The sequence below is a fragment of the Halobacillus salinus genome (assembly GCF_004684905.1).
In the GTDB taxonomy this organism is placed as follows: domain Bacteria; phylum Bacillota; class Bacilli; order Bacillales; family Halobacillaceae; genus Halobacillus; species Halobacillus salinus.
In genome coordinates this window covers 1,043,948-1,069,861 of record NZ_SRJC01000001.1, presented here as the reverse complement: position 1 = coordinate 1,069,861, position 25,914 = coordinate 1,043,948, and the positions used below count along the sequence as shown (strand labels likewise).

Genomic DNA, 25,914 nt, shown 5'->3' with positions numbered 1-25,914 from the left:
CTCCTTTCCATCGATTAAGTTCGGCGTCTTGCATAAATCTTGATAGGTGTTCCCTCAAACCCGAAAGCTTCCCGGATTCGGTTTTCTAAGAATCTTTCATACGTGAAGTGCATTAGTTCTGGTTCATTCACAAAGACAACGAATGTCGGTGGCTTCACTGAAACCTGTGCAGCGTAGAAGATTTTTAACTTCTGACCCTTGATTGAAGGAGTAGGGTTCATAGCAAGTGCATCCATGATCACTTCGTTCAACACATTGGTCTGTACTCTTCTAGCATGATTTTCACTAGCTTCTACGACTTTTGGAAGCAAGGTTTGAATACGCTTCTTCGTTTTAGCAGAAAGAAACACGATAGGAGCATAGTCCAAGAACCGGAACTGGTCACGGACTTTGTCCTCGAATTCTTTCATTGTTTTTTCTTCAATTTTCATCGTGTCCCATTTGTTGACTACGATGATGACCGCTTTACCAGCCTCATGAGCGTAACCAGCTATTTTCTTATCTTGCTCCTGAATACCTGTTTCAGCATCAATGAGCGTCAGTACTACATCGGAACGCTCGATCGCTTTCAGCGCTCTCATAATACTATATCGTTCGGTTGACTCGTAAACCTTGCCTCGTTTACGCATTCCAGCTGTATCAATGATTACGAAGTCCTGGTCATCTCTTTTAAGAGGGGTATCAATCGCGTCCCTAGTTGTCCCCGGAATATCGCTTGCAATGACCCGATCTTGTCCAAGAATGCTGTTCACAAGAGAGGATTTCCCTACGTTCGGTCGGCCAATTAAGCTGAAGCGAATCGTCTCATCGTCCACTTCTTGTTGATCAAGTTCCGGAAAGTGGTTCACAACCTCATCCAATAAATCCCCCAAGCCGAGACCGTGTGTCCCTGAGATCGGGAAGGGCTCTCCGAAGCCGAGAGAATAGAACTCATAGATGTTCTCTCTCATTTCAGGATTATCCACTTTGTTAACGGCTAAAACTACGGGCTTATTAGACTTAAATAGAAGTTTAGCTACTTCTTCATCCGCTCCAGTGATACCGTCACGTCCATTTACCATGAATACGATGACATCCGCTTCATCTATAGCGATTTGCGCTTGAGCACGCATTTGGACAAGGAGCGGTTCATCGCCAAGCTCAATTCCACCTGTGTCGATAATATTAAAGTTTGTTGTCAGCCATTCGGCCTGAGAGTAGATTCTATCTCTTGTTACTCCAGGTGTATCTTCAACAATGGAAATACGTTCACCTACTAGGCGGTTGAAAATTGTTGATTTCCCTACATTTGGTCGTCCTACTATTGCAACTACTGATTTTCTCATGAAAGGATCATCCTTTCCTCTATTCTGATTTCATTATTTCATGTCCCATTCATTGTGAAAAGCTATTTAAAGCTCTGAGAAATAAAAAGTCTGCTCTCCTATCGACAACAGCCAAGTCTGATAGAACAGCAGAAGCTATTAACTTTCTTATTTTAGCAAATTTATTCACAATAGACAATCAATGCTTGACAATGATATAGAGGTGATCGCTTAGTGCGTGAGCGATTCCATCTAGAATAGCTTCTAAATTAGCTGCTACGGCTTCCATTTCCTCTTTTGTCTCACACGTAAACACCGCAGCACTACCTGCTACTTTATCAGTTTTCGTTGTCACGGCTGCTAGTATCGCCTTCTCCATTTTCATAAGGAACCACTCCTACCTTTTCTTTGATGGCATTTGGATGGCATTCTCTAAGACAGGAACCGCTGAAATGATTTCCTTCGCACGTGCTGGATCTTGAAGTTGAGGAAGTATGAATACCCCAATGCGTCCATCATTCAAGTCGCGTTTGATCAACGGTACAAGAGCCGGCGTTCCGGAATCTCGGAAAACCCCCATCGAGACAGAGACATCATGCAGAATCGCCTGTCTTTGTCCGAGGTTTGCAATCGTCGACCTGACACTGAAGGATTTCGGAGTTAAGATAAAACCCATGCCGTACTTCAGTATCTCTTCTTGTCTCTCAGGTAAACCAATGTTCATGATATAGATGTTATCTACGTACAGTCCCGCCCCATCAAAAGTAAGATCGGATTGCTCTACCGTTACAATATCGGAAAGTTTAGAGCCACTCATGAATATCATACATGCGATAAAACACAAAATGGTAGCACCCAGCGCCACCCATATATTTAGCGCCAAATAACATAAAGTAACAATAAATGATGTGAAAATCACAAGGTAATTCCTACTTTCAAAGGCGACTGCAATGCCTTCTATGTACGTATTACCTCTTGGAACAAGTTCATAGGAATCCATTTCAGAAAGTGTATTTCTCTCCATATTTCTCACTTCCCTGAATTGGGATGCCGCCAATGTTAAGAACGTTACAGCAGTGAATTCTTTTTCCATAATCGAAGGGATGGCTATAGTCCCTAATGAAGCAGCAATGAAACCTAAAGACAAATGAATGATCTTTCCGTGTAAATAGGTTGGGTACTGCCGGTAATCTGTTCGCAGCATAAATACTCGAATAGCTGTACCGACGATTATTCCAAATAGTATGGGATACGTATATTCATTCACGCATGGGCAACCCCTTTCTTAGACCGGTAATGATAACTCCACTTCTTCAACGTAAGTACTCCATAAATGACGAACAATATCAGCACCCCTTGAAGCACGGTCAACATTTTTTGGTTCAAATCTAATACGGCACCCAATTCGTATTGCCAGAAAACAATGGTGGTCCATAGTATCCCCAAACCGTTCAACAATAACCAAAATCCAATAGCACAGCATAAATTCCCCAGATAGAAAGTCATAGCAAACAAGAAAATACACACACCTATTGACTTAAGAGGGAACTCCATCCATAAAGGGGATACGATTAAAAAGAGATAAAGAGATGTACAGACTAAGCTGAAAATAAATGGCCACACATGCGACAGCCATTTCTTTGTTTTCATCAACCAAAAACGAACTCCGAATGCCACAAGCACGGCTGGGTGAATCAACTGGAGTAATGGCTCCTCTGCATTCAATGAATACAAACACATGACCACAGCAGCGAACAGTAACAGTGTCTGCTTTAACGAAGTCCCTTCTATAAAAAATATTGCAATAATAACGATCAGCCACGATAGCCAATAATAAAATGGTGCCATCTTCTCACTCCTCCTTTCTATTATGGCTAAGTGAATATTCCTTTAAACTTTTACAAATTAAAAAAGCTTACGACTGCTACAGTCATAAGCTTTTTCGTTGGTCTATCCATTCTTTTGTTAAACCATGGAGAACGTAGGGTTGGTTTTTAAATTGTGCCACTTCTTCAATATTCATAAGCATCATAGCAACTTTAATTTCCCTATGAATATGCTCTATTTCTTCCACTAATACTTCTATACCCTCTTCTACTAGAACTTTTAATAACGCACCGGCCATCCCGAATGCTTCCGCCCCGAGTGCGAGAGCTTTCACGCCATCTAAACCGTGTCTAATGCCACCTGAGCCGATGACATGGACCTTGTCATGTTGGAGGGATTCTAAGATGGATATAGGAGTAGGGATACCCCAATTATTAAAAGATGACAGAGGTTTTTCTCTACGAAGGTTTTCCACTTTTGAAAAATTGGTACCTCCTCTACCTCCTACATCAACATATGAAATCCCTAATTCAGCTAAGACCTTTATAGTCTCCCTAGACATGCCATACCCAACTTCTTTTACAATCACCGGCACATCCATGGTTTCTCTGATTTGTTCGATTTGCTTCAATCGATTGGAAAAATCCCGATCACCCTCTGGCATAATCAACTCCTGTAGCGTGTTGACATGAATTTGCAAGGCGTTTGCCTCCAACATATCAACGGCTTCTTTCGCTAGATCAGCTGTTGCTTCACTTCCTACATTGGCAAATACAACTCCATCGGGATTCATTTTCCTGACAATTTCATAAGTCTTTCGTTCCTCTGGGTTTTTAAGCGCTGACATTTGGGAGCCCACTGCCATTCCAATACCGGTTTGGCTAGCTGCAATCGCCAGGTTTCGGTTAATCTCCTCTGTTTTCTCACCGCCACCACCAGTCATAGCATTAACAAAAAGAGGGGAACTTAATGAAAGTTCCCCTACTTGAGTGTTAATATTCAATGCTTGATAGTCTAGTCGAGCCAGACTTTGGTGAACGATCGTTACATCATCGAAGTGATTGTGAACGTCACGCTCATGACCAAGCGCATGGCGGATATGGTCAATCTTCCTCTCGGATCTCGACATACCCTTCACCATCTTTATTATTTTTTATATTTGTCCAGCTTATCCCCGATCATATCGCTAAGGGAGAATCCTGAATTATCTTCTTCTTTCTCGTATTGCTCAATTTCCTGACGCTGTTCGTCTTGCTGAAGTTCTTTCATGCTTAGAGATAGACGTTTAGCATCTTCATCTACATCTAATACTTTCACTTCAACTTGTTGTCCTTCTTCAAGAACCTCATCAGGTGTACCGATGTGGCGGTTTGAAATTTGTGAAATGTGGACAAGACCTTCCACTCCAGGAAGAACCTCAACAAACGCACCAAAGCTAACTAAGCGGCGCACTGTTCCTTCTAAAGTTTCTCCTGCGTGAACTTTATTCTTGATGTCATGCCATGGTCCAGGTTGAGTCGCTTTCAAAGAAAGGGAAATTCTTTCATTGTCACGATCTACAGAAAGCACTTTCACTTTCACTTTCTGACCTTCCTCGACCACATCTGATGCTTTTTCCACGTGTTGGTGAGATAACTGGGAGATATGTACGAGACCGTCAATACCTCCGAGATTTACGAATGCGCCGAAGTCTGTAAGACGTTGAACTGTTCCTTCGATTACTTGACCTTCTTCAAGGGACTGAAGAACATCGTATTTCTTCGCAGACTCTTCTTCTTCCACTACAGCACGATGAGAGAGAATGACGCGATTTTGCTCACGATCCAATTCAACGACTTTAAGTGTAAGACTCTTACCTTTGTAATCTTCGAAATCTTCAACATAATAAGTCTCTACAAGAGAGGCTGGAATGAAACCACGTAGGCCGATATCTACAACAAGTCCACCTTTGACTACGTCCTTCACTTCTGCTTCGAACGTTTCGCCACTTTCAAACTTTTGTTCTAGATCTTCCCACGCTTTGTCAGCGTCGACAGCACGTTTAGAAAGTACAATTTCATCATCTTCGACTTTCTTCACTTGCAGGGTCAGCTCGTCTCCTTCACTTACAGCATCAGATGCTTTTTCAACATGAAGGCTGGATAGTTCACTAATAGGGACAATCCCCTCAACTTTATATCCAACATCTACGAGGACCTGTTTATCTTCGATTTTGACTACTTTACCAGTCACAATGTCCCCTGCAGAGAATTCTTTCATTCCTGATACTTCTTGATTCATTTCATCCATACCAAGCTACCTCCTTCAAATTCCGACACAACCGAAATACAGAAATGCCCTTTTGTCTAACTTCTAATATTTAGAGCTGTTTGTCAAGTGATTACCTCTGTTTATTGATGAATTTTATGCAATTGTCTGATTTCTTCCATAATCCGATCGGTGACTACTTGTGCAGAAGCTTTTTCCTGACGATACGTAGTCATATCAATCGGTTCACCATAAACAACTTTAAGAGGTCTCCACTTCTCATAAGGACCAATAATGGCGCAAGGTACAATATAGGCGTTTGAGCGGAGTGCAAAGAACCCTGCACCTGCAAGCCCTTTTCCAATTTCACCGCTTTTCTGCCTCGTACCTTCCGGGAAAAGACCAAGTGCGTGGTTATCTTTCAAAACGCCTAATCCCTGTCGCAAAGCATTACGGTCACGCATGCCCCTTTTAATAGGAAAAGCATGAACTCTTTTCAATATTCCCCCAATTACCGGGTTCTTAAACAACTCTTCTTTCGCCATGAAATAAATATTCCGGCTGCTCGTAATTCCTACAATGGGAGGGTCTAAGTTAGAGATATGGTTCGAGCAAATGATGACCGGCCCTTTTTTCGGGATGTTCTCTTTGCCGATTACGTTAATCCTGTATAAAGGGTAAAATAGTATGGTACAAATCCATTTCCCCAGTTTATACAAACTCATTTATTATACCCCCTTCTCCTCTGCCTTTCGGACAACTCCGATTATCTTTTCCACTACTTGGTCGATTGTTAAGGAAGTTGTGTCAAGTTCAATGGCATCATCCGCTTTAACAAGTGGTGATACTGACCGGTTCGAGTCAATCTCATCACGTTTTCTGATTTCCTCTTTCAACTTCTCTAAATCTGCGTCGAATCCTTTTTCTACATTTTCTTTGTAACGACGCTCAGCGCGCTCCTCTACTGATGCAATCATGAAAATCTTGACTTCTGCATCCGGTAATACATGAGTGCCGATATCGCGACCATCCATTACCACACCTTGTTCTTTAACGAGTTCCTGCTGACGCTTAACCATCTCCACTCGCACCTTTTGATGTTTCGCGACAATCGATACCTGGTTTGTTACTTCGTCAGTCCGAATTGCTTCCGAGACGTCTTGTCCATCCAACATGACAAGCTGCCCTTTCTCTGATTGCACTAATTTCAAATCTCTTTCCTTAAGAAGCGTCTCCAGCTTCTCCTCATCTTCAAGAGCGATACCCTCCTGGATTGCTTTCCAGGTCAAAGCCCGGTACATAGCTCCTGTATCCACATAAATATAGGATAATTTTTCAGCTACCATTTTTGCTACTGTACTCTTCCCAGCAGCCGCTGGTCCATCAATTGCAATTGTCATACTGTTCATAAAAAACTTCCTCCAATAATCCATTCCAAATCTAGTAAAAGGCATTGCCGATACCAGTCTTTATCATTGTAAAGAATAACATATGCCTTCAGGAAAAATCTATGTATAAATTCTATTGTAGCCGGCTTTTCCGCATATGCATTTGCTGCTCAAAGCAATACTGAATGACTTTCTGTCTGTGTTTTTCCAAAATATCATCAAATTCAACGGAAGCCTTATTCGGTTGGTTTTTCCTTTCCACAAAAACTCGAATGACCGTACCTGTTGCTTCGACGTAATGAAATTCTCCGGAATTCATACCCAGCACAAGCAGTAACCCAACCTTCTCTTGTTCTTTAAGATGCTTCTCTTTTGGTTGAACAATGGCGACTCCGCCTCCACTAATATCTGTGGTCACCGTAGGAAATGTCCCCTGTTGTCCCTCTACGGAAATGTCAATCGATGTTTCTACCCTTACATATTTTCTCCTTTGGATTCTGACTAATTTATCAATGCCAGGAAATGTAAGAACAATCACAGGAATGTTCAATTTCTTCCTCGCTACTACCTCTGTTTCAAACCAATATACGGATTGATCTTCCCCAACAAAGCTAGCCTGAAATTGAGCCCCTTCCATGAAAAAGCCGGTTTTACCCGTTCTTGAATGCACGGGATAATCAATGTAAATATACTCTCCTTGAAAATCGACAAGTTTGCATCGATACTGATCATCGTTTTCCTCTGCTCCCTTATCCATGCTCAAGTTGATTGGAGTACCGATTTTTAAATTGCCCATAGTCTTCCCCCTTTTCGCCTGCCAATACCCTCCATGTATTATCGCATCATTCCTAGGAAAATGGAAGGACTAGGCAGATGGTTTGCAACTCATTTACTGAACATAAATCCCTTCATAACAAAACCGAGCGCACTCCCGTACACTCGGTTTTCCACTTACACTTCTTGATTGTATTTCATTTCAGATTTCTTCAACGTCTCCACTTTTTCCTCTTCCCCGTTTGTAGCATTGATGAAGATGCGATAGGTCGTATTCTCCATTGTAGTTAAGAATTCATAACATAAGACTTCTTCTTTAATATCATTCTCAATAACAGACAGCCTCTGCTGTTGAATTTCCAACTGTGGATTCACTTTTTCTCTCGCCTTCTCTTCTGTTAAAACCGGTGGGTTTATCTTGCGATCGTTATGATAGTTGAAAAACTCTCTTGCTGACAAACCCATAACTTCTCCATTATCTAGTGCGACTTTTAACACCATTGCATCCGGGTAGTAACGGATATCATCCTTTGTGTAGACAAACCGAAAGACTCCTGTGTTTCCATACTGACTACTCTCTACTAACTCCACTGAGTCTACATCAAGACGCTCAACGAAAGATTTTGCTTTTTCTGAAGCTTCGTGTAAACCGATCTTTGCTTTCTTAATAGGTCTTGAGATCATCATCGTTAAAGGGTGGCCGCCTTTTTTCGTCATATCTAAATACCCATTTTTCTCACCATCCTGAAAGGATGCTGTAATGGTCGGGACTTCTGCCCCTTTTCCTGAATCCGTCATTCTCAGTTTTTTAGTGTCGATATCTTCAAGCCAACTGCTGGCCACTTTTTCGGCTTGTTCTTTAGATAAATTTTCACCACTCAAGAAACGATAATTTTCTGTAGTGTCAGACGTTCCGGATCCTGTTCCTAGCTCAGCTGTTTCAAAACCTTCTACCGTTTTTTCCACCGTTCTGAAGCCATCTACAATCGTATTATCTCCCACTTCATCATTAGTAGCTAAAGCTAGTTCTACATCCATCCAGCGGAGATTATCGCGCAATACCACGTTCTGTACCTTTCTTAGCTCATTCTTAATCTCCCTGGAGTGTTCATGCAGTTCTTCGAGTTTTTGAACCTCTTCCTCTGTCAGAGGTTTTTTCTCTAAATCCCGAACTGCCGTCCTATATGCAAAATCACCTATTTGTGACAGAAATTCCTCCGTCTTGTTGAAGGGCATCAACGTCAATGGCAGCTGCCCTACGTCTCCGTTCGCTTCTGATGTTACCTTCCAAATCTCCGCTAATTGTGGAGATAATTGCTGGCGTGAATTCATCGCGAGAGTGGACCCGATTTTATCATGCAGCAGTTCTACATTGTACGTAAGTTCATGAAATGCTCGCTGGTAATTGTTTTCTGCTTGAATTAAGACAGCATTTTTGTCTTGGTGTTCCATGTAGCCCCACACACCCGCTCCAATCGTGGATACTGCGAAAAATGCAATAAGAATTGTCCGTATCATCTAGTCCACCTCCTATTTGCAAAAAATATGCTTTCCGATTTGTTTGATTTGCGGTCGTGACCATATCCAACTCGATGTTGCAGTATTCGGGTTGAAGTAATAAAGAGCCTGACCAGATGGGTCCCAACCATTCATCGCATCAATGACTGCTTCCTTAGCTGTTTCATTTGGTGTTAACCATATCTGGCCGTCACTTACGGCTGTAAAAGCACGCGGTTCAAATATCACACCAGATACCGAGTTAGGAAAAGAAGAGCTCTGTACCCGATTGATAATCACAGACGCGACTGCCACTTGACCCACATAAGGTTCGCCACGGGCTTCCCCATAAACAGCATTGGCCATCAGTTGGATTTCATTTTGTGAATATCCCCCCGGCACATTGACTGCCGTGGGTTCATTCGGAGTAGACTGCTCAGTTTGTTTGTTTTGGTCTCTTTTGTTGTTATCTTGTTTCGTTTGCTGTTTTTTCGGAACGCCTCCATAATGTGTGAAGTCATTTCCTTTCTGGATCTGTTCTTTCACATACCCCTCGTCATATTGACTTGCCTTGTTCAACTTCGCCTTAACTTCTTCTCCTACGAGTCCGTCAATCTCTAGTCCGAATTCGCTTTGGAAATTTCGTACTGCCCAATAAGTCCCCCATCCAAACACTCCGTCTATATCCCCATTGTAAAAGCCTAAATATTGCAATCTAGATTGCAGTTCTATGACGTCATTTCCCGTTGCCCCTTGCTGGATCACTTGATTAGAGAATCCGTACACTGGTCTCCCTATCGTCCATTCTGAGAAAGGAAATATCATCAATGAGAGCCCTAAACTTATGACAATCGTTTTCTTCCACAGCATCCTAGCACACCTCTGATCGTTAGATTTTCTCGGCAATTTCACATAACGATAGTTTCCATCAAGAGGCGATAAGTTATACATCGACAGTTCAATATAACGAATGCCAATAAAAAAACAACCTGCCTTTTAAGCGGCAGGTTGTTTAAGGCTTTAATAATTCTTGATGATGCAAATTAGCCTCTTTTATTTTTCTAAAACCGATCACCCATAGAATAATCATGAAAGGTGTAATCCAATATAACCAAGATTGTTCAAAAACGGTTATAATAAAATCGTAAACGGTATGAAGACTGACAGGGATGAAGAGGGCTAGCACGAGACAACGTGTCCGGTGAGCCTCTGCGAATTTCGCCTTACCCATATAGTACCCCATAATAATACCGAAGAGTGCATGGGATGATACAGGGAACACTGCTCTCAGAATTGCGATCTCTATTCCGTTTGAGAACAAATAAATGACATTCTCTATCGTCGCAAAACCTAGACTGATGGCGACGGCGTAGATAATGCCATCATAGTGATGATCAAAGTCTGAATGCTGATAAACCACGAATAGGAGAAAGAACCATTTGAAAAATTCTTCGATCAGCCCAGCTAAGAAAAACGATCTAAGTAAAGGGGATTGAAAAACACCTTCGACCTCGAATGCATATTGGATAAACATGATCGGAAACACCATGATGACTCCGATGATAAACATTCGTACGATTAAAGGCAGAGGTTCTAATTCAATCTTTTTGCTTAAGTAAATAAATGTCATGATGGCTACTGCGGGGGAAATGGCCGCGGTAAATATGGCCATAGTCAATCAGCCCTCTCTCTTTCTTTCACCTAGGATTCATCGTATCATGAAGAAGAAGGAAAGGGAACAAATTGAATGGAAGTTGGTGTAAAACAATGAAACGAATTTTGATCTTACATACTGGTGGGACTATTTCGATGAAAGAGAACAAAGAAACAGGAGAAGTAAATACATCCGATCAGCATCCAATGGATGAACTATCTGCTATGCTGCAAGGAGAAACAGAAATCGAGGATGAGATTCTGTTCTACCTTCCCTCACCGCATGTTCGCCCTGAGGACATGCTCAAACTGGGGCGAACGATTCACGATAAATTAGCTAAAAGAAACTATGACGGTGTTGTGATCACTCATGGTACGGACACATTGGAAGAAACAGCCTATTTCCTGGATCTGTTTGTTCAAACTCGTAAGCCCGTCGTTGTAACAGGTGCGATGCGCTCCAGCAATGAAATAGGATCGGATGGTTTATATAACTTATTGAGTGCAATCAAAGTAGCAAGTTGTGATGAAGCTCAGGATAAAGGCGTCCTAGTCGTCATGAACGATGAAATTCACACAGCAAGAAATGTAACGAAGACATCGACAAGTAACGTCGCTACCTTCCAAAGTCCCCAATACGGTCCGATCGGAATTACAACGAAAAGAGATGTTTTTTTCCATCACAAAATGACTCGACACGACTCCTACCCAATCCAGCAAATTACGAAGAAAGTATCGCTAATCAAGGCATACGCCGGTATGGACGGTACGCTCATTGATGCTGTTAGGGAAAGTGGTGTGCACGGACTTGTCGTCGAAGCTTTAGGTCAAGGGAATATGCCTCCCGACACGGTAGACGCAATGAGGCGGATGCTCGAAAATGATATCCCCATCGTGCTCGTTTCGAGGTGTTACCAAGGCGTAGTCCAAGATACCTACGGATACGCAGGTGGTGGGAGACAATTAAGAGATATGGGTATCATTTTTGCAAATGGAGTTACAGGCCCAAAAGCACGCATCAAATTGATGATCGCCCTAGAGATGACAAACAACCCTACAGAACTACAACATATGTTCAGCTAATTAGCACAAAAAAGGCATGGAGTCATCCATGCCTTTTTCTTATGCTTTATTAATAATAGCTTCTGCGATTTTCCCACCGTGGTGTCGACCATTTTCAATGAAGATTTCATTGTTGTTATAGCCTGCTGCAATAACGCCAGCTATATAAATACCAGGCACGTTCGTTTCCATCGTATCTTCATGAAATTCCGGTCTTCCTGTCTCCTCGTCCAATTCCACACCCATTTTCGTAAGAAAATCATGATCCGGACGGTAACCTGTCATCGCAAATACGAAATCGTTCGGAATCCTTTTCGTTTCCCCGTTGCATTGGTAAACGACTTCCGTTTCTGTTATTTCTTGAATGTCCGCGCAAAATTCCATATCGACAAGACCTTTATTGACGAGGGATTCAAATAATGGAAGGATCCATGGCTTGATACTCTTCGAATATTCTTCTCCGCGATACAGAACGGTGACGTTTGCTCCTGCTTTTTCTAGCTCTAGCGTAGCATCTGCAGCTGAGTTTTTTCCTCCTACGACGACAACATTCTTTTTGTAGAAAGGATGAGCTTCTTTAAAGTAATGCTGCACTTTGTCGAGCTCTTCACCTTTGACACCCATGTAATTAGGCTGGTCATAATACCCTGTTGCCACAACGATGTGTTCGGCAAGATATTGACGACCATTTCCCGTCTTATCCGTTGTGGATACAACAAAACCTTCTTCTTCACGCGTGACGAGTTCAACTTTCTCAAAAGCGTGTATGTTCAACTCCTGTCGGTCCGCTACACGACGATAATAAACCAGCGCTTCGTTACGAACTGGCTTTTGACGTTCAGAGATAAATGGGATATTTCCGATTTCAAGTTTTTCACTTGAACTGAAAAAAGTCTGGTGCGTTGGATAATGATAGATTGAATTTACAATGTTTCCTTTTTCTATAATTAGTGGCTGTATCCCTTTTTGCTGCAACTCTATTGCTGCACTCATGCCGCAGGGACCTCCACCGATTACGATTACTTTTTCTTGTTGCACGTTTGTCACTCCTCTTTCCTCTCCAAGACTTTTCATTCCATTTGCGAACAGAACAAAAAGAATCTCCTACCATCACAATGATAGGAGATTCTAAAGGTCAAATCAACTCAAATCCATCCACGGAACCTTGAAGCTTCCGCCATTTTTCTCACACCGACCATGTAAGCAGCGAGTCTCATATCGACCCGTCTTGTCTCAGCGGTACGGTAGACGTTGTCAAACCCTTTTACAATCACTTTCTGTAACTTCTCTTCTACCTCATCTTCGGTCCAGTAGTACCCTTGGTTGTTTTGGACCCATTCGAAGTAGGAGACAGTTACACCACCAGAAGAAGCTAATACATCTGGCACTAGTAGAATCCCTCGCTCCGAAAGAATTCTAGTTGCATCAAGAGTTGTAGGACCGTTAGCGGCTTCTACAACAATCGTCGCTTTAACGTTATGTGCATTATCTTCTGTTATTTGATTCTCGATAGCCGCTGGCACAAGAATATCACAGTCAAGCTCCAACAATTCTTCATTGGTAATTGTGTTTTTGAACAAGTTTGTGACGGTCCCAAAGCTGTCACGTCTATCTAGTAAGTAATCAATATCGAGCCCGTCTGGGTCATGTAGCCCGCCATATGCGTCAGAAATACCGATAACTTTAGCGCCTCGGTCATGCATAAACTTAGCTAGGAAACTTCCTGCGTTACCGAAACCTTGAACGACAACGCGTGCTCCTTCTACATTGATCCCTTTCTTCTTGGCCGCTTCTTCGATGCAGATCGTTACACCCTTGGCAGTTGCGGTTTCACGACCGTGGGATCCTCCCAAGACAAGCGGTTTACCTGTGATAAAGCCAGGATTGTTGAATTCGTCAATACGACTATATTCATCCATCATCCAGGCCATGATCTGAGAGTTTGTAAATACATCAGGAGCGGGGATGTCTTTTGTTGGTCCCACGATTTGACTGATCGCTCTTACATATCCTCGGCTGACACCTTCCAGCTCTCGGAAAGACATCTCTCGTGGATCACAAACGATTCCACCTTTACCCCCACCGTAAGGAAGGTCTACAATTCCAGCTTTCAAACTCATCCAGATGGAAAGTGCTTTCACTTCTTTTTCTGATACGTTCGGGTGGAATCTGACTCCACCCTTAGTAGGGCCTACAGCATCATTATGCTGCGCGCGGTAGCCAGTGAAAATTTTAATTTTGTCATTGTCCATACGTACGGGAATTCGTACGGTCATCATTCGTACAGGTTCTTTCATCAGTTCATAAACTTCGTCTGGATAACCTAATTTATCAAGTGCTTTTTTGACCACCGTCTGAGTGGACTTCAACACGTCAAGTTTGTCATTTTGTTCGTTTGCAGTATCTGTTGGCTTATCGGCTACCATCCATTTACCTCCTATATCCATCCATTGGCATTAGGGTCATCGTTCAGTCAATAGTATACACGCTCACCCCGCTTATGGAAAGGCAGAAATCACTATTTTCTGCTTAAATCGCAAAGAAAATGTAAACGGTTACACTGTTTTTCTCTGTTCTGATGCAGAAAGTTCGACAAATTTTTGAATCAACTCATCATAACTCCAACCAATCTCTTGAGCGGAGTCTGGAAATAGACTTGTCGGAGTCATTCCCGGTAATGTATTTACTTCCAGTATAACGGGTTCATTTTGCTCGTTGATGATGAAGTCAACCCTGGAATACACTTTACAACCCAATTCTTGATGGGCAAGAATCGCTTCTTCCTGCATCCTGACTGTTAGGTCCTGATCGATTTCGGCCGGAACAATATGTTCACTGCCACCTGGTTTATATTTTGAATCAAAATCATAATACTCATTCTTCGGAATGATCTCAATTACCGGCAATGCCTGTTCTTCTCCTTGTCGACCAATAACCGGAACCGTCATCTCCCGGCCTTTTACGTACTCTTCTACAAGAATCGTAGAGTCAGATTTCACAGCAAGTTCTAAAGCATTCTCAATTTGATGGTCCTGCTTCACAATCGTAAGGCCGAGAGTCGAGCCTTCTTGATTGGGTTTCACGACAAACGGAGGAGTGAAGTGCTTCCTTACATCCTCAGCAATAGCAGTAATACCAAGGTCAGCGGAATAAGAATTACTCTTAGCGATTTGAATACCGTTCGAGGCGAAGATCTGTTTAGCCTTCGTTTTATCCATGGCCAAAGCTGATGCTAATACACCAGAACCAACATATGGAATCTCAAGCATATCCAATAAACTTTGAATTTTTCCATCTTCACCGTATTTACCGTGTAATCCGATAAAAACAAGGTCCACTTTCAGTTGAATGATTTCCTCCAGACGTTCTGGTGAGAAATCGATACCAACCACTTCGTGACCGTAATTTTCTAACGCTTGTATAATTCCCTTTCCCGTGGATAAAGAAACCTCCCGCTCTCCGGATGTTCCCCCGTATAAAACCGCAATCTTCATGATCTACACTCCATTTCTGTTCTGTTTCAAATATACGACATACTTTATTATCGTAACACGTTCCCACATGTGCTTCTACGACAAAAATAAAAAGAACGAGGCTATCGAGCTTCGTTCCTGTTTTTCAAATTATGAAAAATAATGGTGAATAGTTTTGCAGGCACATCCATCCATAATCGTCTTACCATACTCCATAAGACGATGAGAGGTAGCGGCTGAAGCCGATGCAAATTCAGACATTAAAGCTATGACTTGGTCATCGTCCAGATGCCAGACGTCCTCTTCAGTGAGTAGCATATAGTAGTCATCCTGATAATGATAGACACTGCCCCCGTCCACATTAAGACGATGTAACTGCAAACCTGCTTGAATTACATCTTCAAAACGCTCGAAGGAGAACATCATTTCAATACTCTCATCAAGAGTGACTTTCATTTCCAAGTAGTCATCTTCATCGTCCATGTCAATAGGCTCACTTCTCGTCACTATGATCAGCATGCCTTGTGCTTGCAATAAATACACTTGAACGAGAAGTACACCGGAAAGCTCTTCTCCAAGTTCCGTACCTGCATCATACATCATATCACTGAATATACGGTGAACGCGTGGCAAGTCACTCCATAGTTCGTCTCGAGATAATCCCCTCTCTGATAAATCATCAAACGTAAGGAATATCTTAAACTTCTCATTAGACATTCTCTCTACTCGCACATGATCGCCCCCCTGTCACAATGTGTTTATCTATATCTTATGATGGTTTCCTTGGATATGGTACCTTTTTTCAAATTATACCGAACCCAATTTTGTAGGGGCAAGTTTTTTTCCATAAATTTGTCCTATGCTCTCAGTTGCAGCCATTGTTCCCAGTCTTTTTTAGAGTTGCCGACGATGAACGGCTGTATTCGCTTCTTATCGAGCTCGGATAAACGATCATAAGCATACCCACCAAGTCCGATCTTTAATTCCGGAAATTGTTTGCTCAATGATTCTGCTAAACGAACCGTAATCGGAATGTTTTTCTTTAAGGTGCAGGACATGAAAACGTAAGTCGGTTCTATTTCCTCAATTACAATATCTATGTCTCCACCTGCAATGCTCTGACCTAAGTACACAACATCATAACCTTTTCGTTTTAAAAACAGAGCAAAAATCAACAAGCCTAACTCGTGTCGCTCATTAGGTCCGCACACCAGTAATGCCTTCGGAAGCATCCCGTCACTGGGAATGGACAAAAGCATCATACCGATCCTTGACCGGATGAATTGGCTGGCAAAGTGTTCGTGGGCGCTCGTTATGTGATTCTCTTCCCACAGGTCACCTATCTTCACTAGGATTGGCCCGATGATATCGATTGCTACTGTCTCAGGTGTGAAGAGCGCAAAAGCATGATCCAATTTCTGCTGTGCATCATTTTCATTGAAGGATAAAAGATCATCCAATAGTTCATCGCCTATTTTTTGTAGTTGGTTGGTATGACCTGACTCGTTTGTCTCCGTGAAGACTTCCTCGTTACTTTCCAGCAAAGAAACAGCTTGGGAAATGGTGAACCCTTTATTAACTTTCTCCATTAACCATTTTAATATCTTTATATGATCATCGGTATATAACCGGTGACCTGCTTCATTGCGGGAAGGGCGAATCATTTGATAACGTCGCTCCCAAGCACGTAAGGTACCTGGTTGGATGCCAATCATTTGTGATACGGCCTTAATATTATATTTTGGTTTCGTATTCGCCATAAGATTGCCTCCACACACTAGAATTTACATTTATTATAGCTCTACACGAATTGACGTGTAAAATTTCAATCTTCTTTACAACCTATCCTTTATGGTTTGGATACTTCAAGGATATGACACTCAGCACGTGTACCGAAACGTAACGGAAAAACAGATGTACCATACCCTTCGCTAACGAGGATGGTCTGTGATTCCATCGAACGGAACACCCCGCGTTGATAAGGTCCCATTCCGAGCACTCGGATTTGCCCTCCGTGAGTATGTCCACTTAAGACGAGGTGGAATTTCTTTTTGTCTTCTACATTCATTCGCTCAAACACATAAGGGTCGTGCACACATAGGACCTGGAAATAATCCGTGTCTTCGATCGCAGCAGACATCATTCTGCGCGGTCTCAAAAAATATGGATCGAGACCACTTAATAAGAAAGAGTTATCTTTTGCATCTAAAATTCGATCATCATTGGATAGCGTTCCAATGTTGTAATCATTTAACAAGGAAATAAGGTTCCCCTCTTGATATTCGTGATCGTTATTGCCAGGTATAAAGTAAATTGGGGCATCAAGCTTCAAAAGCTGATGTAGATTGGATTTCAGTTTGGAAGCTGAGGTCCGCTTATCTACAAGGTCGCCGCCTATAATCACTACATCAACATCTTCAACACCGTGCATAGTACTTTCTTTGATTATACGGTTATGTATGTCGGAAATAAAAAATATTCTGAGCGGGATTTGAGATGGGTACTGTGAGTCGGTGAACTTATGGAATCGAAGATGATCCCTTTGGGCCGTATAAAACATATAACAGAACGACAGAACAATGAAAGCAAGAACAATGATTATAAGGAGAAGCATCCAAACACCGCCCTCTTTTGAAAGTAACTAACATAATACCATAAAGGCACAATTTCGAGAAAGTAATATCATTCTAAATACCCGAGGGAGGAAAAAAAGCTGCTACAAAGGACTGTAGCAGCTTGTCATCATACTTCTTTTACACTCAGTATTCTAAACCCTGATTTTTCTAACTTGTTTGTGAAAGAAGCGATATTGTCTTTCTTCTCGATTTTTAATATGATTCTTCTTGCTAGTTTGTCCGTTTCATCGAATGTGGCTAGTGAAATGACATTTTCATGGTAGCTTTTAATAATGTCACCTAGTCGCTCGATTCTACCTTCAGATTCTTCTGATGTAAACGCAATTCTAATCCCGGCTTTCTTCACTCCGAATGCACTTTCAAATTGCTCAATTACATCATACCGAGTCACTAAGCCTTGGAATTTCCTCTGTTCATCCACTACAGCCAAAACCGGAAATCCTTTAAAGGAAGGGAGTGTCCTCTCGAATACCTCTTCATCATGGATACATAGGTCCTTGTGTACTGCGATGTCGCCAGCAGTTGTAGAACGTAGAAACTCTTCTTTGGACTGTTCTCCTTTAAAGAAAGAGCTATATACAGCTTCTTTCGTTACCATTCCAACAAATGTCGTTCCATCAAGTACTGGTACGCAGTCGATATCCTTCTCGTTCAACATGTCCAGTACAACATTGATCGTATCTCCTGTTTTCGCCGTGTATGATTTATGCGGCGGCTTCATAATACTTTTGACAAACATTCTCATCACCTCGTCGATTCTATTCTTTGTACTACTTCTCCACTGATCGTTTAGATTCCTCTATTATAACTCGAATACAGAATGTCTTTGTCGCATACATTGGAATCAGACGCAGAAAGGTGATGATGATATGTACACTCACTTTAAGTGTTATCAGCCCTATCACGGTCCGTTCGACCCATGCCCTCCACGCCAAATCGCTTGTTACTCAACACCTCCCAATCTATATGTAGGATTTCAACAGCCTAATCTTCCCCAATATAACCTAAAAGAAGCCCTGTATAAAGGTACATTGTGGCCGTGTTTTTACGATCCGTACCCATTTGAGGGAGGAAATAATTATGAGCGAAGCACAAAAGGTTAACAGATATGAATTAATGGAAAAGATCCAGATGGTCGATTTTGCTCTTGTGGACCTAACATTGTACTTGGATACACACCCACAAGATTCACAAGCCATCCAGCAGTTTAATCAACTAGCGGTGGAAAGCAGAGACTTGAAGCACGTCTATGAACAACACTTCGGTCCGCTAAGGCAGTACGGAGCAAGCTTTTCTGGATATCCTTGGAATTGGAAAGATACCCCTTGGCCGTGGCAATTATAGTTGGGAGGTTAAGCGATGTGGTATTACGAAAAAAAATTGCAGTATCCTGTAAAGGTAACAGAGTGTAATCCAAGACTTGCCAAGTACCTTGTCGAACAATACGGAGGAGCAGATGGAGAGTTGTCAGCTGCTTTACGATATTTGAACCAGCGCTATACGATTCCGGATAAGGTGATTGGTTTACTTACGGATATTGGTACAGAAGAATTTGCACATTTGGAAATGATAGCTACAATGATTTATAAATTGACAAAAGATGCGACTCCAGAGCAAATGAAAGAAGCTGGTCTAGGGGCGCATTACGCGAATCATGATCACGCACTATACTACAATAATGCAGCTGGCGATCCATGGACGGCCACATACATAGCGGCCAAAGGGGATCCTATTGCAGATCTTTATGAAGACATTGCAGCAGAAGAAAAAGCTAGAGCGACTTACCAGTGGATCATTAACATGTCTGACGATCCTTGCTTGAATGACAGCTTGAAGTTCTTACGCGAGCGTGAAATCATCCACTCTCAGCGTTTTAGAGAAGCAGTAGAAATCCTTAAATTTGAACGCGATCGAAAACAAATATTCTAAACCTTAATAACACCTCCTTTTCCGGGGGTGTTATTAAGGTTCTATTTGAACTTCCACTTCTTCATGAAGCTGCTGTTCTTCCACGATGACAGGAGAATCGGAACGACCAAACCACTCATCCCAATAAGAATACGTTAAGAACAGAGAAATGATTATTATAAAAATAAGAAATAAAAACCTAATCCAAAGAGTATTCAACCGCCATTTAGCTTTCTTCTGTTTCTGATTGTGGACTTCGCTTCTTGGAGGAAGGTCTAATGCGGAAACTTCCTCTTTGAAATTACCCTGTTCTGTGTAAGCTCTTAAGCTTTCTGCTTGGTCTTTCCTATCCGTCTCTTCCATTTTTTCCACCCCATTTACCCAACTTGATCCACAAACCTAAAACAAAATCGACGATGAAATGCGCCGTAATGGTAGCCGTCAAGCTCCCTGTCACCTCGAACATGTACCCTATCAAGAAACTGACAAATAATACGGACAGAAGCAGCACCGGCTTCGACAAGTACCTGATGTGAATGACAGCAAACAAGATGCTCGCAGGAATATAGCCTAGTTCATTATGCAACACCCCTCTGAACAACATTTCTTCACTGATTGCAACGAGAAGCGTAAGAAATAAGACCCCACTGAATGATCGGTTCTCAAATACTTTCTCATTGATACCGCCGTCATCATAGTACTTCTTAGGTAAAGTATACATTAGAGCTAAATCAATTAGAAGTATCAGTAAACCAGGCAGTACCCCAAACATCAACCAGTTTTCGTAAGATAGTGGAAACATACTTAGCCATTCAGACCAATAGGATTCAAATAAAAACAGACTTGTAACTAGTGCTACAGCTAGTAATATCAGTTGTGTAACCGCCAATTGTACAGCAACTTCTTTATCACTCATCTGTTTGATCAGATCCGCCTGTCGTTTTCGTTTCATTTCTTCTGTCCTCCCGCGAAAACATTAGCTAACCGTTCCTGCCAGCTAACTTCCTCAATGACGGACATTCCTTCTTGCCAGTCTAACTGGTCAATATCAAAGGAGCACATATCACAACAAGGGACTTTAGGAGGACGGATATGATTTTGGAATGGCTCATACAATGCCGTTCGCCTGCAGGTAGTAGAGTGTATCCAATGAATCATTTCTGTTAGCTTACTCTGTTTATATTTCCATCGCTGCTGCACGACTTTTGTCAGTTGAGTCTTCAACGAGGTATTATCTGCATTCTGCAGTATGGATTGACCGTTGAAAACCCCTCTCTCTTCTAATTGATAGTGAATGAAATTCCACTGAGACTCTGACAACTGCAATTCTTCCAAGATATGCTCTACATCAGGTAACTTCCCTTGATTATTAGCGTACTGATCCACTTTTTGTAATATAGTGCTTATTTCATTAGGGTCGGGCAGTTCACCTTCTATTAGCAGTTGAGGAAGATAGTGGTCTTTCGGTGAGAATAGAAGCAAACTCACACATGGATTCCCATCTCTTCCTGCCCTACCTACTTCTTGGATGAATGACTCTAGCTGTGATGGCAGATGAAAATGGATGACGAGACGTATATTTTGTTTATCGACTCCCATTCCAAAAGCACTCGTACAGCATATTACATCCAATTGATCGTTCATAAATTGTTGCTGTACGAGCATGCGATCAGTCTGTTCCATCCCACCGTGGTAGAAAGCAACACGCTGGTTGATCTTAGATTGAAGCTCGACTGCTGCCCTTTCAGCCCATTGTCTACTAGAGAAATAGATCATCGCAGGCACACGTGTTCTTTGAAGCAATTGAGTGATCTGTACTAATTTATCTTCAGGACTTCTCAACTCTTTTACTGCAAAACTTATATTCTGCTTGTCCATGGAATAGATCCGCTTCTTCATACCTTCCCGCTTCAATTTCTTAAGAATGTCATCTTGCACTTCTGGAGTTGCCGTAGCACTTAAGGCTAGCACCGTAGGATGGCGAAGTTGCTCCAGGACGACGTGCAATTTCAGATAGTCTGTCCTGAATTCATGTCCCCACTGCGAAATGCAGTGCGCCTCGTCGATTACGAACAAATCGACCTTGATTTGGGTTAGTTGATCAAGCACCCATTCGTTTTGTAACATCTCCGGGGAGATATATAGGAGTTTATACTGAGTGATATTGGTCATTATCCGTTTTCTTTCTTGATAATTGATGAAGCTGTTCATGGCTACTACGGACTTGAAACCTTGAGCTTTTAATTGCTTCACTTGATCAATCATTAGTGATATTAAAGGGGAAACGACAATAGTCATCCCCTCTTGAAGTAAGGAAGGTAGTTGATAAGTCAAAGATTTTCCTGTTCCGGTCGGCAAGATCCCTAACACGTCCTCCCCTTTAAGGACGTCCTCAATAATAGGTCTCTGTCCTTCGCGAAACGAATCGTAACCGAAGTATTGACTCAATTGTTTAGCTAATGGATCCACGAAGGCTCCCCCCTTTCTCCTGGTGCTGGTGGTGAGCAAGGGTCAACCTGATTTGAAAGTAGCTGAACCTTTGATTTAACCCCTGAAATATATCTTTTAAACGTTTCGTCTCTAGTGCCTCTGCCGTGTCCCTTATCAACGCTTGATCTTCTTTCGAAACGAAAGACTCGATAGAGAAATCAGGAACGACAAGGGCTACTTCTACGATGTGATCCTGTATGGTACTTTTTTTGAGGCGTCTTTTCTCCATGATCTCTTCGAATGTCCACCCGCGTTCTACATAATAGTACGTGCGCTTGGCAGACTCTGTTATCAACTTGGATGCATCAAGCCCTTCTATACATAATTTTAATAAAGGATATTGGTTAGTCGAACCCTTCACTATGCGTATCAAAATGTGGAATACGTGCTGAAGAAGAACATGCACATCATCTTTATGAATATTCCATTTCTCTGCCAATTGTTCGTACGTTAACCCGATGATTCCACTGCCTGTCAGTCGATAAGAGAGAAGGTTCGCTTCCACTGTTGAACAGGTGGAGAGAATTGATTCCAACTCCATATGCAACTCTTTCACAAAGTCTTTCACAACCTTACGATTTTGTGCATACACACCTCTCACCCATGCTTGCACCTTTCTGTCATCAATGATCGGTACAAATGATTTCTCGTTAGTTGAAAGACTTGTCATCGTTTGGACCAACAACATCAATCTCTTCTCAAGAACAGGCACATGTTGATGGTAAGCTAATCCGTCAAACCTAAAGGAACGCTCAGATATCAGTTGCTTCCCTTCCTCTGTCAAACTTGCATATTGTCCATTTAATACAATCAACCCTTTGCCTGAGAGACGCTCCATGTGACGAGAGAGTTCTTCCCTGGATAGTGACTTATGTATGCCAAAGAATGCTTCTACTTGATAGGCTTTGGCATCCTGCATTGTTTGAGAGGAGAGCTTACCGGTAAGCAAGTGATAGATCCCCGATATTGTACGTTCACTCCTTAATTGTTGTACACATTGTAGTAGAATCGCATCAAACATAACCTCTTCCCCCTTTTATATCATCGATCTGTTCCATTGAAATCAACCTCCCTGCCATTTACAATGAAGAAGTGGGTAAGGAGGACATCGACTTGGCTAAATTCACTATTGTTGATAAAGATACATGCATTGCCTGCGGTGCTTGTGGTGCAGCTGCCCCGGACATCTATGATTACGATGACGAAGGGCTTGCCTATGTGGTCCTGGACGATAACCAAGGGACCGAAGAAGTTCCGGAGTTATATGAAGAGGACATGGAGGATGCGCTGGAAGGTTGTCCGACCGAATCCATCAAAATCGCAGACTCCCCATTCCACGGCGATCCGTTGAAGTTCGAATCATGATAGAACCCCCTTTTTAAAAAAGGGGGTTCTTCACTTCTGATTGGACAATTCACGATACCTTTCTAGTGCATCCTTTTTCTCAAAGCTTGAATACCACCTCTGGTACTCTTGGTCGATGATACGATAGTGTTGACTAATGAGGTTTTGTTGAAGAATGAACATTTCGCTTTCTTCGATATTTTGCCACCATACTTTACCGCCCATTGTTCTGCCAGCAGGGCGATCTACTTGATCATGCGCAAGAGTTTCGACAATTTCTATAGGTGCATCACCCAGCATCCCTTTTAGAACTTCACTTCCTTGAAACAAGGAGCAAACTGCTACTACCGTAGTCCACCCTGCCAATGTTCGCCCTTTTTCAATTTGAACCAACGTCTTCTTGGACAACCCAAGACAGTCTGCCATACGGTTTTGCGTATAGCCGTATTCCACGCGAATCAACTTCATTTTCTCTGATACTTGGCTTCTTAAATCTTCTTTATCCATAGTGGATCGTCCCTTCTTACATCTCTTCCATTCTAACATGAGACGCTTTGTTAACCTATTGAAAAGTAAAGAGCCCCTCACACTCCATTTGTGCAAGGGGAACTAAGCTATGGTTGGATCGGATTAATCAATTCTGGCACTGGGATTGGTTTATCATAAGCGAATACAGAATCCTCTGTTGGAGTTATACCCTCGAGTTGAACTTCTTCAAACCCATATTGCTTTGCTGTTAAAAGGATCGACTCTATAGCTGTCACTTTCTCCTGTGGGCTCTTCCAAGAATCCTCCTCAACTCTTACATAAAGTCTTTCACTCTGTCCTTCTACTTCTATAAACGAAATGGAATCCGGTACGCTTGCAGAAGTTCCGCCAAGATTTTCTTTCAATTCCCTCACCGCCTCTTGGATCGAACCTTCGAACGGGACTGGAACTAGGAAACGTTCTCCTGTAGCACTTGTGAACAATTGATAAATATAACTTGCTTCTTGAATAGTATCGAGCTGAGTGACTTGCCCTCGATTTCCTAAGTTCACAGCATTACCGTCTTGTGTTCTAACAAAGATTTCACGGGCATCTTCGGCGTAAGCTCTCCATTGAATATCCTGAACAATACTGTTCTCGGTAGCACTTCCCTCAGCTCTGAACTCATTAGGAAATTCTACTACTAGACTATCTTCCTCGGGAGAAAATGAGTATTCACCAGTTGGAGCGATCAGGCCGTACTTCTCCTTTGCTATCTCCTTAAGATCTGCTTCTGCCACATTATCTCCAGACATCCAAGTAACAGGAACAACAATTTGTGCTTGTGTATCAAAGTAGACAGCGGCTCTCCCATCAGACTTGCTACTACTCATACGGTCAACTGCTTCTTCACCAATCTGTTGTTTCTCTACTTCCGAAGTTATGGCTTTATCCTTCGCGCTATCTTCTAAAGAAGCAGATTGATTCTCCCCTTCCGAGTCAGCACTTGAGCCTTCTTGGGTTGATTCCAATTCTTCCGTTCCGCCCAACGATTGAAATTGTCCGTTCATAGAATTCCAGACGGAAGGAATAATCATAATCATGACAACAATAACCGCTATAGATGCAAACGCCGGAACAACCCAATGAGGCTTTTCCCCTCTGGAATCATTCATCCGTTTTTCAATATTTTGGTATAACTGTTCTTTACTCTGTTTATCTTCTATGGAAGGGAGTTTTTCGACTAGCTTTTGGATCTGGTTGTCATCATAGGATTTACGCTTCACGCTGTACCCCTCCTTCATCCTGGTCTTCTAAGTTTTTCTTCAAAGCTTTCATCGCTCTATGTTGAGTAGTCTTCACTTTGCTTTCACTAAACCCTAGAACTTCTGCCGTTTCTTGTATCGACATGTTTTGGATGAAGCGAAGAATGATCACACTACTTTGGTCGACCGTACACTCATCAAGTGCACGATAGACTGCCTGCATTTCATCATTTAATACAGCAATTTCTTCGGGCATTGGACTTTTGTCTTTTATCTCTTCTCCTTTTTCTCCCCAGTCAAAGAAGTCCATGACCCGCTTCCTTTTACGGTTTTGTTTTCTGAAATAATCTATTGTTACGTGACGAGCAATGGAGAAGAGCCACGTTTTCTCGCTGCTTCGCCCATCGAAAGTGTCATAGGATTTAAACGTTTTGATATATACGTCCTGAACAAGATCTTCAGCCAAATTCCGATCTTTGACCATGTAGATAATGTATTGGAATAAATCCTGATGATATTTTTCATATAATTCATCAAAGAACGGTTTCACCACATGTACCTCCTGCTTATTTATTTAG

Annotated in this window: 31 protein-coding genes; 5 read left to right on the top strand and 26 right to left on the bottom strand. The window is 42.1% G+C overall.

The annotated features are described in order from the left end of the window. Window positions 1-14 precede the first annotated feature (14 nt). The 12 genes from der to prsW all read right to left on the bottom strand — a co-directional run bounded on the left by der (window position 15) and on the right by prsW (window position 10,709). Window positions 15-1,325, bottom strand: coding sequence for a ribosome biogenesis GTPase Der (gene der / locus E4663_RS05865; RefSeq protein WP_079479946.1), 1,311 nt, complete (start codon window positions 1,323-1,325; stop codon window positions 15-17). 178 nt (window positions 1,326-1,503) lie between these two features. Continuing rightward, window positions 1,504-1,689 carry a capping complex subunit for YIEGIA gene (locus E4663_RS05860; RefSeq protein ID WP_079479945.1) on the bottom strand — a complete coding sequence of 62 codons (186 nt, stop codon included), beginning with the start codon at window positions 1,687-1,689 and terminating at the stop codon, window positions 1,504-1,506. A gap of 12 nt (window positions 1,690-1,701) precedes the next feature. Continuing rightward, window positions 1,702-2,571, bottom strand: coding sequence for a YIEGIA family protein (locus E4663_RS05855; RefSeq protein ID WP_079479944.1), 870 nt, complete (start codon window positions 2,569-2,571; stop codon window positions 1,702-1,704). Further along, complete coding sequence (locus E4663_RS05850) at window positions 2,568-3,152, bottom strand: YphA family membrane protein (RefSeq protein ID WP_135326938.1); 585 nt, start codon at window positions 3,150-3,152, stop codon at window positions 2,568-2,570. The genes E4663_RS05855 and E4663_RS05850 overlap by 4 nt, the downstream gene beginning before the upstream one ends. Before the next feature lie 82 nt (window positions 3,153-3,234). Next, on the bottom strand, window positions 3,235-4,260 hold the full coding sequence (gene fni / locus E4663_RS05845) for a type 2 isopentenyl-diphosphate Delta-isomerase (protein ID WP_135327576.1): 1,026 nt from the start codon (window positions 4,258-4,260) through the stop codon (window positions 3,235-3,237). Window positions 4,261-4,277: 17 nt separating this feature from the next. Next, on the bottom strand, window positions 4,278-5,420 hold the full coding sequence (gene rpsA / locus E4663_RS05840; RefSeq protein ID WP_079479941.1) for a 30S ribosomal protein S1: 1,143 nt from the start codon (window positions 5,418-5,420) through the stop codon (window positions 4,278-4,280). A gap of 101 nt (window positions 5,421-5,521) precedes the next feature. After that, window positions 5,522-6,103, bottom strand: coding sequence for a lysophospholipid acyltransferase family protein (locus E4663_RS05835; protein WP_135326937.1), 582 nt, complete (start codon window positions 6,101-6,103; stop codon window positions 5,522-5,524). A 3-nt stretch (window positions 6,104-6,106) separates the two neighbouring features. After that, the gene (gene cmk, locus E4663_RS05830) at window positions 6,107-6,787 is read right to left on the bottom strand and encodes a (d)CMP kinase (RefSeq protein WP_135326936.1); all 681 of its coding nucleotides are present in this window, start codon (window positions 6,785-6,787) and stop codon (window positions 6,107-6,109) included. A gap of 112 nt (window positions 6,788-6,899) precedes the next feature. Continuing rightward, window positions 6,900-7,562, bottom strand: a complete 663-nt coding sequence (locus tag E4663_RS05825) for a flagellar brake protein (protein WP_079479938.1) — start codon at window positions 7,560-7,562, stop codon at window positions 6,900-6,902. Between the two features lie 155 nt (window positions 7,563-7,717). Beyond that, the gene (gene ypeB, locus E4663_RS05820; RefSeq protein WP_079479937.1) at window positions 7,718-9,058 is read right to left on the bottom strand and encodes a germination protein YpeB; all 1,341 of its coding nucleotides are present in this window, start codon (window positions 9,056-9,058) and stop codon (window positions 7,718-7,720) included. 12 nt (window positions 9,059-9,070) lie between these two features. Further along, the gene (gene sleB / locus E4663_RS05815) at window positions 9,071-9,907 is read right to left on the bottom strand and encodes a spore cortex-lytic enzyme (protein ID WP_135326935.1); all 837 of its coding nucleotides are present in this window, start codon (window positions 9,905-9,907) and stop codon (window positions 9,071-9,073) included. A gap of 142 nt (window positions 9,908-10,049) precedes the next feature. Further along, a complete protein-coding gene (gene prsW, locus E4663_RS05810; RefSeq protein ID WP_079479934.1) occupies window positions 10,050-10,709 on the bottom strand; it encodes a glutamic-type intramembrane protease PrsW in 660 nt (219 codons plus the stop codon). Between the two features lie 95 nt (window positions 10,710-10,804). On the opposite strand from prsW, the gene E4663_RS05805 reads away from it, so the two are divergent. Next, a complete protein-coding gene (locus E4663_RS05805; RefSeq protein ID WP_135326934.1) occupies window positions 10,805-11,773 on the top strand; it encodes an asparaginase in 969 nt (322 codons plus the stop codon). A gap of 39 nt (window positions 11,774-11,812) precedes the next feature. On the opposite strand, the gene E4663_RS05800 is transcribed toward E4663_RS05805, so the two are convergent. From E4663_RS05800 to E4663_RS05770, 7 genes are all read right to left on the bottom strand, one after another. Continuing rightward, window positions 11,813-12,790 (bottom strand): YpdA family putative bacillithiol disulfide reductase, encoded by a 978-nt coding sequence (locus E4663_RS05800; RefSeq protein ID WP_079480893.1) that lies wholly within the window; start codon window positions 12,788-12,790, stop codon window positions 11,813-11,815. A 107-nt stretch (window positions 12,791-12,897) separates the two neighbouring features. Continuing rightward, window positions 12,898-14,178: a Glu/Leu/Phe/Val family dehydrogenase gene (locus E4663_RS05795; protein WP_079479931.1), complete on the bottom strand. Its 1,281-nt coding sequence runs from the start codon at window positions 14,176-14,178 to the stop codon at window positions 12,898-12,900. Between the two features lie 129 nt (window positions 14,179-14,307). Continuing rightward, window positions 14,308-15,246: a D-alanine--D-alanine ligase gene (locus tag E4663_RS05790; protein ID WP_079479930.1), complete on the bottom strand. Its 939-nt coding sequence runs from the start codon at window positions 15,244-15,246 to the stop codon at window positions 14,308-14,310. A 129-nt stretch (window positions 15,247-15,375) separates the two neighbouring features. Next, window positions 15,376-15,957, bottom strand: coding sequence for a genetic competence negative regulator (locus tag E4663_RS05785; RefSeq protein ID WP_135326933.1), 582 nt, complete (start codon window positions 15,955-15,957; stop codon window positions 15,376-15,378). A gap of 125 nt (window positions 15,958-16,082) precedes the next feature. Beyond that, a complete protein-coding gene (locus tag E4663_RS05780) occupies window positions 16,083-16,985 on the bottom strand; it encodes a MerR family transcriptional regulator (RefSeq protein WP_079479928.1) in 903 nt (300 codons plus the stop codon). Between the two features lie 89 nt (window positions 16,986-17,074). After that, window positions 17,075-17,785, bottom strand: coding sequence for a metallophosphoesterase (locus E4663_RS05775; protein WP_277752108.1), 711 nt, complete (start codon window positions 17,783-17,785; stop codon window positions 17,075-17,077). Between the two features lie 182 nt (window positions 17,786-17,967). Continuing rightward, window positions 17,968-18,600: a CBS domain-containing protein gene (locus tag E4663_RS05770; RefSeq protein ID WP_135326931.1), complete on the bottom strand. Its 633-nt coding sequence runs from the start codon at window positions 18,598-18,600 to the stop codon at window positions 17,968-17,970. A gap of 130 nt (window positions 18,601-18,730) precedes the next feature. Between E4663_RS05770 and E4663_RS05765 the strand changes: the two genes are divergently transcribed. The 3 genes from E4663_RS05765 to E4663_RS05755 are packed head-to-tail and all read left to right on the top strand — an operon-like array spanning window position 18,731 to window position 19,790. Next, window positions 18,731-18,964, top strand: a complete 234-nt coding sequence (locus E4663_RS05765) for a spore coat associated protein CotJA (RefSeq protein ID WP_079479925.1) — start codon at window positions 18,731-18,733, stop codon at window positions 18,962-18,964. Further along, window positions 18,942-19,205: a spore coat protein CotJB gene (locus tag E4663_RS05760; RefSeq protein WP_079479924.1), complete on the top strand. Its 264-nt coding sequence runs from the start codon at window positions 18,942-18,944 to the stop codon at window positions 19,203-19,205. Before E4663_RS05765 ends, E4663_RS05760 begins: the two co-directional genes overlap by 23 nt. 15 nt (window positions 19,206-19,220) lie before the next feature. Further along, window positions 19,221-19,790 carry a manganese catalase family protein gene (locus tag E4663_RS05755; protein WP_135326930.1) on the top strand — a complete coding sequence of 190 codons (570 nt, stop codon included), beginning with the start codon at window positions 19,221-19,223 and terminating at the stop codon, window positions 19,788-19,790. 33 nt (window positions 19,791-19,823) lie between these two features. Here the strand turns inward: E4663_RS05755 and E4663_RS05750 are convergent, their stop codons facing one another. From E4663_RS05750 to E4663_RS05735, 4 genes are read right to left on the bottom strand one after another with little or no spacing between them, the layout of a single operon-like run. Then, window positions 19,824-20,132: a hypothetical protein gene (locus tag E4663_RS05750; RefSeq protein ID WP_135326929.1), complete on the bottom strand. Its 309-nt coding sequence runs from the start codon at window positions 20,130-20,132 to the stop codon at window positions 19,824-19,826. Further along, a complete protein-coding gene (locus E4663_RS05745) occupies window positions 20,116-20,721 on the bottom strand; it encodes a CPBP family intramembrane glutamic endopeptidase (RefSeq protein ID WP_135326928.1) in 606 nt (201 codons plus the stop codon). The genes E4663_RS05750 and E4663_RS05745 overlap by 17 nt, the downstream gene beginning before the upstream one ends. Continuing rightward, complete coding sequence (locus E4663_RS05740; RefSeq protein WP_135326927.1) at window positions 20,718-22,238, bottom strand: RecQ family ATP-dependent DNA helicase; 1,521 nt, start codon at window positions 22,236-22,238, stop codon at window positions 20,718-20,720. The genes E4663_RS05745 and E4663_RS05740 overlap by 4 nt, the downstream gene beginning before the upstream one ends. Beyond that, entirely contained in the window at window positions 22,222-23,280 is a 1,059-nt protein-coding gene (locus tag E4663_RS05735; RefSeq protein WP_135326926.1) for a YpbB family protein, read from the bottom strand. The genes E4663_RS05740 and E4663_RS05735 overlap by 17 nt, the downstream gene beginning before the upstream one ends. A 92-nt stretch (window positions 23,281-23,372) precedes the next feature. On the opposite strand from E4663_RS05735, the gene E4663_RS05730 reads away from it, so the two are divergent. Further along, window positions 23,373-23,624, top strand: a complete 252-nt coding sequence (locus tag E4663_RS05730) for a ferredoxin (protein WP_079479918.1) — start codon at window positions 23,373-23,375, stop codon at window positions 23,622-23,624. Between the two features lie 30 nt (window positions 23,625-23,654). Here E4663_RS05730 and E4663_RS05725 read toward each other — a convergent pair whose 3' ends face one another. The 3 genes from E4663_RS05725 to sigX form a co-directional block, all read right to left on the bottom strand. Then, the gene (locus E4663_RS05725) at window positions 23,655-24,110 is read right to left on the bottom strand and encodes a helix-turn-helix transcriptional regulator (RefSeq protein WP_079479917.1); all 456 of its coding nucleotides are present in this window, start codon (window positions 24,108-24,110) and stop codon (window positions 23,655-23,657) included. A gap of 107 nt (window positions 24,111-24,217) precedes the next feature. Continuing rightward, a complete protein-coding gene (locus E4663_RS05720) occupies window positions 24,218-25,357 on the bottom strand; it encodes a hypothetical protein (RefSeq protein ID WP_135326925.1) in 1,140 nt (379 codons plus the stop codon). Next, the gene (sigX, locus tag E4663_RS05715) at window positions 25,347-25,886 is read right to left on the bottom strand and encodes an RNA polymerase sigma factor SigX (RefSeq protein WP_135326924.1); all 540 of its coding nucleotides are present in this window, start codon (window positions 25,884-25,886) and stop codon (window positions 25,347-25,349) included. The genes E4663_RS05720 and sigX overlap by 11 nt, the downstream gene beginning before the upstream one ends. Window positions 25,887-25,914: the final 28 nt, after the last annotated feature.